The organism is Candidatus Nomurabacteria bacterium, assembly GCA_016699365.1.
Taxonomy (GTDB): domain Bacteria; phylum Patescibacteriota; class Minisyncoccia; order Phycocordibacterales; family UBA9973; genus CAZLWF01.
On record CP064973.1, the window covers coordinates 288,147 to 300,703 of the forward strand.

Annotated in this window: 11 protein-coding genes; 4 read left to right on the top strand and 7 right to left on the bottom strand. The window is 38.2% G+C overall.

Going from position 1 to position 12,557, the window contains the following annotated elements; all coding sequences use genetic code 11:
* Positions 1-350 precede the first annotated feature (350 nt).
* Together rny and clpP are read right to left on the bottom strand one after the other, a co-directional pair.
* Positions 351-1,877 carry a ribonuclease Y gene (rny, locus tag IPJ63_01685; GenBank protein ID QQR76951.1) on the bottom strand — a complete coding sequence of 509 codons (1,527 nt, stop codon included), beginning with the start codon at positions 1,875-1,877 and terminating at the stop codon, positions 351-353.
* A 271-nt stretch (positions 1,878-2,148) separates the two neighbouring features.
* Positions 2,149-2,733: an ATP-dependent Clp endopeptidase proteolytic subunit ClpP gene (gene clpP, locus IPJ63_01690; GenBank protein ID QQR76952.1), complete on the bottom strand. Its 585-nt coding sequence runs from the start codon at positions 2,731-2,733 to the stop codon at positions 2,149-2,151.
* Between the two features lie 270 nt (positions 2,734-3,003).
* Between clpP and IPJ63_01695 the strand changes: the two genes are divergently transcribed.
* Positions 3,004-3,597: a hypothetical protein gene (locus IPJ63_01695; protein ID QQR76953.1), complete on the top strand. Its 594-nt coding sequence runs from the start codon at positions 3,004-3,006 to the stop codon at positions 3,595-3,597.
* A gap of 252 nt (positions 3,598-3,849) precedes the next feature.
* On the opposite strand, the gene IPJ63_01700 is transcribed toward IPJ63_01695, so the two are convergent.
* The 5 genes from IPJ63_01700 to IPJ63_01720 all read right to left on the bottom strand — a co-directional run bounded on the left by IPJ63_01700 (position 3,850) and on the right by IPJ63_01720 (position 8,795).
* Positions 3,850-4,914 carry a hypothetical protein gene (locus tag IPJ63_01700; protein QQR76954.1) on the bottom strand — a complete coding sequence of 355 codons (1,065 nt, stop codon included), beginning with the start codon at positions 4,912-4,914 and terminating at the stop codon, positions 3,850-3,852.
* Between the two features lie 15 nt (positions 4,915-4,929).
* Complete coding sequence (locus IPJ63_01705) at positions 4,930-5,514, bottom strand: inorganic diphosphatase (protein ID QQR76955.1); 585 nt, start codon at positions 5,512-5,514, stop codon at positions 4,930-4,932.
* A gap of 25 nt (positions 5,515-5,539) precedes the next feature.
* Positions 5,540-6,775 carry a transcription termination/antitermination protein NusA gene (gene nusA / locus IPJ63_01710; protein QQR76956.1) on the bottom strand — a complete coding sequence of 412 codons (1,236 nt, stop codon included), beginning with the start codon at positions 6,773-6,775 and terminating at the stop codon, positions 5,540-5,542.
* Positions 6,776-6,890: 115 nt separating this feature from the next.
* Positions 6,891-7,304, bottom strand: a complete 414-nt coding sequence (locus tag IPJ63_01715) for a hypothetical protein (GenBank protein ID QQR76957.1) — start codon at positions 7,302-7,304, stop codon at positions 6,891-6,893.
* A 195-nt stretch (positions 7,305-7,499) separates the two neighbouring features.
* Entirely contained in the window at positions 7,500-8,795 is a 1,296-nt protein-coding gene (locus tag IPJ63_01720; protein ID QQR76958.1) for a T9SS type A sorting domain-containing protein, read from the bottom strand.
* A gap of 143 nt (positions 8,796-8,938) precedes the next feature.
* Here IPJ63_01720 and IPJ63_01725 point away from each other — a divergent pair, with 143 nt between their 5' ends.
* The 3 genes from IPJ63_01725 (at position 8,939) to IPJ63_01735 (ending at position 12,550) form a co-directional block, all read left to right on the top strand.
* Positions 8,939-9,247 (top strand): hypothetical protein, encoded by a 309-nt coding sequence (locus IPJ63_01725; GenBank protein QQR76959.1) that lies wholly within the window; start codon positions 8,939-8,941, stop codon positions 9,245-9,247.
* A gap of 3 nt (positions 9,248-9,250) precedes the next feature.
* Positions 9,251-11,089, top strand: a complete 1,839-nt coding sequence (locus IPJ63_01730; protein QQR76960.1) for a hypothetical protein — start codon at positions 9,251-9,253, stop codon at positions 11,087-11,089.
* Positions 11,090-11,152: 63 nt separating this feature from the next.
* Complete coding sequence (locus IPJ63_01735; protein ID QQR76961.1) at positions 11,153-12,550, top strand: hypothetical protein; 1,398 nt, start codon at positions 11,153-11,155, stop codon at positions 12,548-12,550.
* The last annotated feature ends 7 nt before the right edge of the window (positions 12,551-12,557 follow it).

A 12,557-nucleotide genomic window follows, 5' to 3' on the forward strand; every position in this document is an offset into this window, starting at 1 on the left:
CACACATAAAATCCTGCTGGATTTTTGCTCAACTCGCGCCGGCCGCGCTCCGTCAGGCTTTTTAGAAAGTGTGGATTTATTTATATAGGAATTCAGAATCCTTGAGCCCAGGCTTTGCCCTTCAATTCCACGAGTATACGAACAAACGAGGACGAACGTTCCGTAAGGAAAAAGTATTCTGTTTGAGACAGCAGGCGAGTTAATACTTTTAGTGAGTCCGAGTTTTGTGAGTATTCGTGGGATTGAATGCAAAGAGGTTTTTGTGTTACTTTTTTGAAAAATTAACGATTAAAAAACAAAGAAAAATTCCGCAAAGCGGAATTTTTCTTTTGTTCAGTCTGATTTCAAACCTATCTCGCGTATTCGATAACTCTCGTTTCTCGAATCAAAGTCACCTTAATCTCACCTGGATATTTCAATTCAGATTCAATTTTCTTTGCGATATCACGAGCCATCTCCTTTGCTTCTACATCGCCAACTTTTTCTGGAGTTACGAATAGTCTGATTTCACGTCCAGCCTGCAATGCGTATGATTTCTCTACACCATCGAAGTTGTTTACAAGTGCTTCAAGTTCTGCAAGACGACGAAGGTAGTTTTCGACACTGTCGCGTCTAGCACCAGGACGTCCTCCAGATATATAGTCAGCTGTTTGTACTATCACAGCTTCAATAGTTTCGTGAGGTACATCATCATGGTGAGATTTCATCGCTGTAATTACGCGTGGGTCAGCGCCAAATTTTTGAAGTATTCGAATACCAATGTCTATGTGTGTACCTTGCACCTCATGATCAAGTGCTTTACCTATATCGTGAACAAGTGCACCTGCTTTTGCTATTTGTACATCAGCCCCAAGTTCCTCGGCAATCATACCTGCGATATGGGTCATCTCGATAGAGTGTTGGAGTACGTTTTGTCCATAACTTGTACGGAAATATAGACGTCCGATTATAGCTACTATACGAGGGTCGAAGTTGAATATTCCACATTCGTAAACTGCTTGCTCACCCTTTTCTTTGATAATTTTATTTATATCTTCTTTTGCTTTGTCTACCATCTCTTCGATCTTTGCTGGCTGGATACGTCCATCAAGAATCAGGTTTTCAAGTGCAAGGCGTGCTATCTGTCTACGTACTGGATCAAAGCTAGATATAACAATAGTTCCAGGTGTGTCGTCTACGATTAGCTCCACTCCTGCAGCGCGTTCAAACGCTCTGATGTTGCGCCCTTCTTTTCCTATAATTTTTCCTTTGATTTCGTCGTTTGGAATAGTTACGTTTGTTGCCATAAGCTCGGCTGCAGTCGAAGACGCAAGACGTTGGATAGATGTAGACAATATATCTTTGGCTCTAGAGTCTAACTTTTCTTGACCAGATTGTTCTAATTTTTGCATACGAACAAGAAGGTCTTCTTCGTAATCTTTCTCTATAGTGCTCATAAGCTCAACCTTAGCATCCTCTCGAGTTAGTTTTGACACACGTTCTAGTTCTTTGTGTTTTTCTTCTTCTAGTTCAACTGTCTTTTCTTTTATTTTTTTTATCTCTTCAACTTTTAGTTTTATATTTTCAACCTCTCTATCTATTTCAGTTTGGCGTGCATCTAGAAGCTCCTCTTTTTTGATTAGTCTTTTTTCGGTTTCTTTGAATTCTATTTCACGATTTTTCTCTTCTTTTTTAAGTTCTTCGTCACGCTCCTCGGCCTTTTTCTTGGCTTCGTCTGTTATTCTCTGTGCTTCCTCTTTTGCAGAGATCAGGATCTTTTTGATCTCAAGCTCCATTGAGCCCTTTTGTCCAAGGGCTATGATTAGTCGGAGATAATATCCGACGGCAACTCCCACGACTAGAGCTAGTCCTAGGAATGCTAATAAATGTAAATTCATGTAATCGTTGTCTACTTACGAGGGTATTTCGCTTTTTGAGTGATTTTTATTTGAATTTGAGTATTTTTTGGGTTCATTTTGTTTCGTTTCAGAGATTTTCCTTCAAAAAAGCGTTTAAAATCTAGTAAGTAAAAGTAATTGTTTATAAGTTCGATGCTTTTATATTAGCACACCTTTTTTGTTGTGTCATTGAATCTATTGACATGAAGACGAAATAGTTATTTTTATATACCAATACAAAACCCCTCGCAGTTGCGAGGGGTTTTGTATTTTATGCTTTTGCTTTTGTTATTACTTCATCTATAAGTCCGTATTTCTTGGCCTCATCAGAGGTCATAAAGTAATCTCGGTCTGCATCGGCTTCAACTTTAGCAAGTTTCTGACCAGTATGCTTTGACAGAAGTTCGTTCAACATTTTCTTCATACGTAATAGTTCACGAGTTCGGATCTCAACATCACTTGCTTGACCCTCAGCTCCACCGAGCACTTGGTGAATCATCATGCGAGAGTTTGGTAGAGCAAAGCGCTTGCCTTTTGCGCCACCTGCAAGCAAGACTGCCCCCATAGATGCCGCCATACCGACACATATAGTAGTAACATCAGGCTTTATGAACTGCATTGTGTCGTATATTGCCATACCTGCTGTAACAGAACCTCCTGGGGAGTTGATGTATAGCTGAATATCTTTCTTTGGATCTTCGTGTGCAAGGAAAATAAGCTGAGCAATAACAAGGTTTGCAGTATAGTCGTTCACCTCGTCGTTTAGGAATATAATACGCTCTTTTAAAAGACGAGAATATATGTCATATGCTCGTTCGCCAAATTGGGATTTTTCTAAGACTGTTGGGATTAACATATTGAGTAGGTGTCAGGTTATAGGTATTAGGAAATAGTAATAAATACACTGAAATTCCTATAAGACAAGGTCATTATAGCAGAAAACAGGGGTGTTCGGGAGGGCTTGACAAATGGGGTGTATGTGTGCTATACTACATGAGTAAAAGTTCTTAAACTAAACTAAAAAACCAAAGATATGAAGATAGCAATTATCACTTTTTCTTTCATTTTTTCAATTTTCTTTTTAACTTCTTGCGGCTATGATGGTCAAAAGACTAGAGCGGCCGATATGCAAAACCAGCCAGCAGGTGCTGATGCGGACAATGCTACATTTTCGGGAACCGCTAATGGTATAGCATTCGATGAGATGACTTTACCGTTCGTTTTGTGTGGAGGTTCTGAAACCAGTTATGCCCGTATGGCTGACAAACATGAAGCAACGAAGTATAACAACTTTGTAGACGCTTATGGTAGTCAGGTTTGGGTAAAGGTGCGAATCATCCATCCGATTTGGTGGAATGGTCGCGAGATTCGGTTTGAGATCGTTGACTACGGCCTTACAAAAAAAACCGAATCGGCCTGTGATTGCCAGGAAAAGGAAGAGGTAACTCCTCCTACTCCTCCGGTGATTAAAGAACCAACTCCGGTAAAAGAAAAACCGGCAGTAGTAAAAGAAGAGCCCACACCTGTGGTTAAAGAAATCAAAAAGGAGATTGCGGCCAAAGATCTCCAGCCTTGTTTTAAGGCTAAAGATTACGAAGTGATCACGATTATCAAAGAGAGAGGGAAAGTGGTTTCAGAAACCACAACTAATCTCGGAGATGTTGTGGATGCTGGTGGTCCATCTTTACCAGACAATGAGGTGGACGCCGGTGAAAATTAATTTGGTTAGAGCTTTTTGCCAGCTCGGCCCGCGAATTTATTTCGCGGGTTTTTTTATTGTCCACAACTTCTTTAATGTATTTGATAACTCAGAGTTTTGTTTCTAGAAAAATATTTTTCATCCTCACCCTTTAAAAGTAGTGGATAAAAGAAAGGTTTTCCAGAAACCAAACTTTACACAACCACGAACGTGATACAGGTTTTGTATAAAAGAAAAAATCCCCGGAGGGGGATTTTTTCTTTCGGATGGATTTTACTTCTGATTCTCAAAAAACACAAATACCTTTTCATTTCTAAGCACGTTGTCTACATACAATTCTGCTTGAAGTGGATCTGCGTCCGGGTAGTTCTCAAGAAGCTTTTTCATTTCTCTCTCCAGTTCTTCTTTATCAGCTTTTATGTTTTCAAGTTTTGCGATTTCACTTATTGATAGTTCTAGTATTGCTCTGCGTTCTGCATCTTTTCTCCATTCGTTCAACAAATCTTCGCGAGTCTTTTTTACATGAGCTAGATAGTCGTCTATTTTTAGACCCATGTTTGCTATGTCTATCTCCATGCGAGACATCATTTTTCGAAGTTCGGCTTGTATAAATACTTCAGGAACATCAATCTTTGCTTCGTCTATTATTCTCTCCATAACAGCAATGCGTTTTTTCTCATGAGCTTTGTTTGCTTTTTCAAGAGCCATATTCTCTTCGATTTTTGTGCGCAATTCTGCGACTGTTTTGAAATCTCCAAGTGAGGCAGCAAATTCATCATTTAGTTCTGGAAGATTTTTTTCATCGTTTAGCTCTTCGTGATTGTGGTCATGGTTTTCTTCTTCGCCCTCCTTCATATTTTCATGAAGTGCTTGATGAGCTTTCATTTTTCTGAGCTCTAGTATTGCGTTGTCTACCTCCTCTCCTGTTACGTCTACACTCTCGCTTTTTGACATCTCTTCTTTCGCAATTTTTTTATAGTCCGGGAGTGCTATTTCCGGCAGAACTGCAGTTTTAATTTTGAATTCTAGGGCGTTGCCACGAGCAAGCTTTGTGATTATTACCTCAGGGCGTCCGATTGCATCTATTTTGTTTTCTTCCAATATTTTTGGATACTCATCGCCAATAGCGCGTTCTGCCATTTCTTCTAGGATTGTCATATCAGAGATTTCTTTTCGGAAAGTTGCTTCCGGAACCTTGCCTTTTCGGAATCCTGGCATTTCAAAATCTTTTAACATTTCGTCCACAATGCCTTTTTCGTAACCTAACAACTTCTCTTCTGGAATTGTACCTTCTATTTCAACTTGGCTTTTTTCTAGCTTTGTAACTTTTATACTCATATTTTTATTTTTTAATTAGTCTAATTTTGGTGCGTAATCTTTTTCGTATCTATCTTGGCATTCTTTGATTATTTTTATTGCTTCATCTTTATCGAAGAATCCGAGGGGTTTGCATGTACCAGGCTTTTTTAGATGTTTATAGAATTCAAAATAATGCTCAACTTCCTTTTGCCAGTGTTCTCCAAGATCAGTATAAGACTTTATATGATCCATTCTTTTGTCGTCGGCAATTACTGTTATTATCTTGTCATCGCGTTCTCCTCCGTCTTCGAATTTCATTACTCCAATTACGCGTAACTCCGCTAGTGTTCCAGGTACAAGTGGTTCTGTAACATTTGCGATTACAAAATCGAGCAAGTCGTTGTCCTGATCCCATGTCTTAGGGATTAGTCCATAAGCTACTGGATATGCGAGTGATGAATAACCAACTCTATCGAGCTTCAATTGTCCGCTCTCAGTTATGAATTCATATTTGTTTATTGAATTTGCATTTATTTCTACAAGTCCATTTACAATACCTTTTCCTTCATCAGCAAACGAAGGAATAGTGTGCTGTAAATTATACATAAACTTTGATGGTGGTAGGTTTATATTTGCCATAGATTTATTTAGTTAAAATTTTAATTTAAGCTAACTCTTCTTTTTCTTGTGTGTCTTCGGAAACTGCAACCTCAGGAGTTTCTTTTGCTCCTAGATCTGTTAGAGATATGTATCCTTCATCGGTTTCGTCTTCTGAACTTCCTATAGTTTCACCTTTTACACCTTTTATATCAATTTTCCATCCAGTAAGTTTTGCTGCAAGACGAACATTTTGTCCACCCTTACCAATTGCAAGAGAAAGTTGATCATCGGCTACTTCTACAAGAGCCTTGTGTTCGTCTTCGTTTATTTCAATATCTAGAACTTTTGCAGGTGATAGTGAGTTTGATACAAGAGTATTTGCATCTTTTGACCAAGGTATAATATCGATTTTCTCACCATTTAGTTCATTCATGACAGTTGTTACACGAACACCGCGTTGTCCAACACATGAGCCAACTGGATCTACGTGGTCATCATTTGAAAATACTGCGATTTTTGAACGACTTCCTGCTTCACGAGCTATAGATTTTATTTCTACTATTCCGTTTGCTATTTCTGGAGCTTCTAGTTCAAATAGTTTTGACAAGAATTTTGGATGAGTGCGTGAAAGTTTTAGAGAAATTCCACGAGGAGATTCTTCTACCATATATAGATATGCTCTGATGCGCTCATTGCGACGATATTGCTCACCAGGAATTTGTTCTTCAAAAGGGAGTATTCCAGTTGCACGGTTGAAATCCACATATACGATTCCACGTTCTATCTTTTGAACGATTCCAGAAACGATATCGCCTTCTTTTGTGCCGTATTCATCCATGATTGAACTTCTTTCAGCTTCGCGAATACGTTGTATGATAACTTGTTTTGCAGTTTGAGCTGCGATACGTCCGAAATCATCTTTTGTTTCTAGAGGGAATATTATTTCTTCGTCGAGCTCTATGCCTTTCTTTATTTTTTGGGCATCTTCTAGGAAGATGTGGTGTTCTTCGTTATATCGAACTCTCTCATCTCCTTCTTCTATAACTTCCTCTTCTTCTGGAGTTTCTTCAGGTACGATACGGACAGTTGTTTCATCAACAACTTTTTTTACTTGGAAAAATTGAGTAGTTCCATCTTCTAAATCAAACTTTGAACGAATAATTTGCCCACGCTTTCCGTATTCTTTCTTGTAAGCAGCAGCGAGAGCTTGTTCTATAGCTTCGATTATTTTTTCTTTTGGGATTTTGCGCTCTTCTTCTAATTGTTCAAGAGCTGAACGTAATACTTTTAGATCTAACATATATTTTATTGTTATTTATCTATCTCTTGTGAGATAAAATTTTATTAAAAAAAGTCCGCTGACAGCGAACTTAATATCCAAATATTACCATAAAGCTCCGAATTGCGCAAATAGCCTATTCGTCATCTTTTTTAAATATTTTGAGTACATCTTTTGCAACTTCGTACATATCTTCGTACTTTGTGTCATCGAGTACAACTCCTATTACATCATCAGCTTTTTCTTTTGCATCCTCTTTTTGTTCTTCGGTCAGAAGAGGCTTGTCTTCTTCAAAAGAAGGGAATATTCCAGGCTGTTCTGTTTCAGTCTGCACTGTATCTGTTTCAGGTGTTGTTTGAGCCATACCTTTTGAAGATAGTGTCATAAAAACAATCGCCGGTATTATAACTTTGAGTGAATTTGCTAAGTTTGGAGGAAGGTCGCTAATACGATCTTTTATATTATGAATTCGTCTAAGTAAAGCCAAGCCCTCTTCTTTGGGGTTTAGTTTTTCTATCTTATTTAAATTTATTTGTGGTCCTTTTTCCATATATATTAAGATGCAAACACAACTTCTGCGTCAGCTATAATACGCTCACTTTCGCGAATAAAACGCGCGTATTCTTCGTCGGTTGTTTCTCCGAATATTATTTTTCTAGCTAGTTGTTCCAGTTCTTCGATAGACATATATATAGTATACACAGTGTTTTATTCAAAGCAAAACCCCCTATAAAAGGGGGTTGTTTTAAAATTTAACGAATCTTCCTTGGAAATGTTCAGATTTAACTGAATAAATTCCAGCAGGCAGATTTTCAATATTGATTATTATCTTTGAGTCGTTGACTAACTTGTTGTTAAAACTAACCAGTTGTCCATATGAGTTAAAAATGCTCACTTCATCAAATATATTTTCAATATTATCAATCTCTATAGTTACGATGTCCTTTGCTGGGTTAGGATAGATGTTTATGTTTTTTTCAATCTCAAATATTGAGATATTTGTAGTGTCTTCAGTAGTGTCTACTGGAGTTTCTACTTTATAAACAAACATCCAAGATCCAATAGCCGCATATAAGTCATCTCCTATAAAACCAATATCTTTACCTGCGCCAGTTCCGGCTATGCTTGTTCCGTCTACTGATTTCCATTCCAAAGTATTTGGATCGTAGGTTACGATAGGGTTTACTTCTACTCCGTTTACTTCATCTAAGTCTCCGTAAAAATAAACTAGACCATCATGGGATTTTATTCCCACAGGCTCTCCATTCATATTGCCTATGACGTTGAATACTACACCATCGGTTGATTCATAGAACTCTTTGTCTCCTCCGTCAAAATTCCAGAGGGCAATATATAGCTTATCTTCGGATCTCGCAATTGCGTATACTATGAAATTAGTCGGTAAATTTGTGCTTTCGGCACTCTCGCAGCCGCAAGATTCATCCCATATAAAGAGATTTTTGTAATCTTGCGGTAATGAAAAATATCCTATGTAATATTTACCTGCAAAATAAACCATGTCAGTAGGTGTTCCGTTTACTGAGAAACCCGGTAATGGTGATACGTTTTCACCATCGTACACAAATGCACCAGGATAAGGGCTTGTGAAATCACCTAAAACTACTAGATTTCCATCGCTTAGTGTATCTAATACTGTTACACCACCGTCGATATTTATCCCAGAACTTTCCCAAGGGTCATTTATGTTATCTTTTTTTGCGAGTTTCCACATCGGATCATCCGATACTCCACCTGCATAACTAATTCCATGAGAAACAGCGAAGTCTTTTATACCTCCGCTCTCATCTTCAGGGAATCCACTTTGAGGATTAATGAATTCATCGTTTTCCATTATTGCAAATTTTGCAAAAGGGAAACCAGCGCTTTCATTGAACGATCCTCCAATCATTATTTGTCCAGTAGATTCATTGGTCTCGATTACGTTTATGTAACCGGGAACATAATCAATCGGAGACAATGATTGAGCATTCGCAGTCAATAAACTGCTTAAAAATAAGGCTAAGATGTATAAATTCTTCATCTTTTTAGATATTTTTTTATTAAAAAACAATTATATAACACATTAGAGCAGAGATTATGTCAAATGTCCAGATAGTTATCCACATCGTAAACCTTTTTAAAATAAGCTCAAAATGTTGATTGTGGTATTATTATTTACATAATATGGATATTGAATCTACAATAAACCACCCTGTTTTAAGCCACAACAGAAACAAGCACATACTATATATATTACTTTCTGTAATTGTATTTTTATCTGTTATATATGTGGTTATGATAAAGCAGGATAGGATAGAGCCTTATTCTATAGATGCAAGATATATAGAGCTATCAAGATTGAAGAATACAGGTGATCCAATTTCAACTATTGAAGAGAGATATGAAGCGATATCAAAATCAGAAGAAAGTGGAACAGTCCAAATATCCACATTTGAAAAATTAAAAGCTATGGAAGCTTTGAATCAAAAATAAAATATGTTCAAAAAAGCAAAAAAACAAATCGCTTTAATTTTTACTCTAACCTTAATCGTTGTTTGTATTGGGAGTGTGACTAAGCCATACGAAGCTAGTGCTGGTGCAGGGCAAAATGTTTCTGGTTGGGCATGGGGAGAAGGTTTTGTTGACTGGTCAATATACGCAGGAGACCCAGATGAAGGAGGAGCAGGAGAGGATATTGGCTTAAAAGAAAATGTATATCTAAGAAATCTTACAAATATTTTTATAAAACAAGTTGTAGCTTTTTACGATAATGTTCCTGGTGTAGATGATGGAGATGACAAGGCTGGTGGTATGGGATGGCTGTCTTTTAACTGTAGTACTGCTCCATATGGTTGTGCTGTTGATTATGGTGTGAATATAGATATGACGACTGGTCTAATGACTGGCAATGCTTGGAGTGAAAACTACGGTTGGGTTAAATTTGATGCAGGTTGTCCAGCAGGTACAACAGGAGATTGTAGTGCAAAATTAAATCTAGCTACAAATGAATTAGTTGGTTTTGCAAAAGTTTTATCAGGAGATGATGTTGCAACTGATGGATTTGATGGATGGATTAGTTTGAATGATTCAAATGATCACAATTTTATTACAACTGGTGTAAACCCTTCACCGTTTGCTTATGGAGTTTCTTTTACACCAGGAACAGGTGTGTTGAGTGGGTATGCTTGGGGATCGGCTGTAACTGGTTGGGTTCAGTTTACAGACGTTCATGTGAATGCAGTTGTTGATACTGGTAGTTTGAAATTTGTACCAACTACAACTATCCCTGTTTCAATAACTGGTCTTCCGAATACAATTACTGTTCCGGCAGGGCCTATAGTTTTAAACTGGAATTCTCCTGATGGAACTGTGTACAACAATTGTATTCCTACATCTACACCAGCAAATCCTGCATGGAATAGTACAATCATAAATGCTACAGCTTCAAACTTACCACCTATGGCTCCAGCATTTGAATACAAAGAAGGCATATCTCTTGTTGCAGCCACTGGTGCAAATATTTTTTCAATACAATGTTTCCCTGCAGGAGGAGGAGCTCCAACAAGTGCTACTGCGATTGTAAATGTTGATGAGGACATGTTACCACCTCTAGATCTATATATAGCTGGAACTACAAATACTATTGGATCTGTGTTTAGTCCTTATGAAGTAGATCTTTCTTGGAAATCAGATAGTCCAAACTTTAACCCACTTATATCTTGCACTGGATCACAAACAGACGCGACTGGGGTTGTGATTGCTAGTTGGGATGCAGATGCTGAAGCTGTGCCTGTAGTTGCTGGTGCTTATTACACCGAATATGGAATGAATGTTCCAAATGATCCAACTTATTTCAAAATAACTTGTACTGCCACAAACGGAACGCTAGTAAGTTCTAATCTAGTGATTGTTAATAGAACAGAAGTAGGAGATCCGTCAGTTACTTTTACTGGAAGTTGTACTGAATCTGTGACCGGCCTTGATCCATATGTAAGCTGGAGTTCATCTGATTCAGTCTCTTGTGACGCTTTGTCTGGAGAAAATTTTGATACTGATGGAGATACTTCAGGATATGATTCTGTTGCAACTCTAGATCCATCCACATCTCCTTATGAATATGAAATAGAATGTGAAAATGATACAGGTTCTGATACAGAGATTGCTAATGTATGGTACTTGCCTCTAGGAGAAACCTGTACACCTACCGGATGCGATCCAGAACTAGACCCTACTTGTACTCCATGTGACCCAGCAGTAGACCCATGGTGCACAGCCGGATCGGGAGGAGTAAGGCCAGTGTTCAATGAGCAGAGACAAGAAGATATCAATCCATAAGAAATGTATTGTGATATGATATTAGATATAAAAAACTTTTATTATTAGTAGATTTAAATAAATATGAAAGAGAATTCTATAAAAAAAATAATAAGTACCTCAAAAATAATCCTATTAGGATTGTTTGTGGCAGTAGGTATGAACTACGCATTTGCTTTCGTTGGGCCTACAGCAACTGCTCCTGGTAGTAACATCGCTGCTCCAGTAAATGTTAGTACATATGATCAAGTTAAAGATGGCGGCTTGGCAGTAAATGCTTTTGTTGGTGGTGGAGACGGGTCAGAGAGTTCATTTTGGGGAGATTTAACAATAGGAGGAGTTCCAGGTGGAATCGTAGGACCTAAAGATTTATTTGTATATGGTGATATTGGGTTGGATAAATTCAGACAACTATACGAAGACAATCTTTTGAATATTTCGTATCCTGCTCCTGTTTGTACTGACACAGCTGGAAATATAGTTTTTTGTGCAGAAGCGGGAAGTGATTTCATTTTCTTGGCTGATGGATCAACAAATACATATTACCCAAATGATCTATATCCTGGAGTTACTGGTGTAACACTGTCTTGGAGTTCAAGTAGTTCTACTTGTACTGCTAGTGGCGTTCCTTTAGTGTGGAGTGGTGAGAAATCTGGTTCAGGTGTTCAAATAGTTAATTTTGCTACAAATGGTTTAAAGGTATTAAATCTAGAATGTGGGGGTGTGACTAGAAGTGTTTCAGTAAATGTTTCTGGTCCAGCAAGTGAGCATGGTACAAAAGTATTTACTTCAAATGGAACACTGTATGGCAATGAGATTCCTTATGGAGTTCCTGTAATGATAGAAGTTTGGGGTGGAGGTGGAGGCGGAGCTTTCACAGGAAATGGTGATGAAGTTGGAGGTGGAGGCGGAGCTGGAGGAAGCTACACAATGGCTATAATACCTTCAAATAACACAGCAAACGAATACGCAGTTACAATTGGAAATGGAGGATTGGGAGGTAAAACAGTTGTGGGCACAACAACTTATGATGGTGCTCCTGGAGGACAAAGTAGTGTTATCGGTGGTGGTGTAACAATAAAAGCTGCAGGAGGATACGGAGCGGAAAATGGATTGCATAGTAGTGCGTATCTAACAAACGCAGCAAGAGGAGTAAATTCAATATCTGGAACAGTAAATGGTAAAACAGTCTCAGGTTTCTCAATCTTGGGTGGTCAATCAGAACAATCTGAAGAATATGCTTGCATAAAGACAACTGGCGCAGATTTTGAGAAACAAGGTTTTGGTGGAAGAGGTGGTGATTCTCCACGAGGTGGTGCAGGAGGATTGCCAAAGATATTAGGAGCTTCTGCTAAGTCTGGTGATGTTCCTGGTGGAGGCGGAGGTGGAGGTACTTATGACCGAAGTCCTGATTGTGATGGAGGAGGATCTCCTTCTGCTGGTGCAGATGGTGCAAAAGGAATGGTTGTAGTAACTTGGTAAAAAATGA

Bases quoted from the DNA above. Each gene is read 5' to 3' on its own strand.
- IPJ63_01730 (QQR76960.1), top strand. From the start codon at position 9,251: ATGTTCAAAAAAGCAAAAAAACAAATCGCTTTAATTTTTACTCTAACC.
- clpP (QQR76952.1), bottom strand. From the start codon at position 2,733: ATGTTAATCCCAACAGTCTTAGAAAAATCCCAATTTGGCGAACGAGCA.
- IPJ63_01700 (QQR76954.1), bottom strand. From the start codon at position 4,914: ATGAGTATAAAAGTTACAAAGCTAGAAAAAAGCCAAGTTGAAATAGAA.
- rny (QQR76951.1), bottom strand. From the start codon at position 1,877: ATGAATTTACATTTATTAGCATTCCTAGGACTAGCTCTAGTCGTGGGA.
- IPJ63_01720 (QQR76958.1), bottom strand. From the start codon at position 8,795: ATGAAGAATTTATACATCTTAGCCTTATTTTTAAGCAGTTTATTGACT.
- IPJ63_01695 (QQR76953.1), top strand. From the start codon at position 3,004: ATGCAAAACCAGCCAGCAGGTGCTGATGCGGACAATGCTACATTTTCG.
- IPJ63_01715 (QQR76957.1), bottom strand. From the start codon at position 7,304: ATGGAAAAAGGACCACAAATAAATTTAAATAAGATAGAAAAACTAAAC.
- IPJ63_01725 (QQR76959.1), top strand. From the start codon at position 8,939: ATGGATATTGAATCTACAATAAACCACCCTGTTTTAAGCCACAACAGA.
- nusA (QQR76956.1), bottom strand. From the start codon at position 6,775: ATGTTAGATCTAAAAGTATTACGTTCAGCTCTTGAACAATTAGAAGAA.
- IPJ63_01735 (QQR76961.1), top strand. From the start codon at position 11,153: ATGAAAGAGAATTCTATAAAAAAAATAATAAGTACCTCAAAAATAATC.
- IPJ63_01705 (QQR76955.1), bottom strand. From the start codon at position 5,514: ATGGCAAATATAAACCTACCACCATCAAAGTTTATGTATAATTTACAG.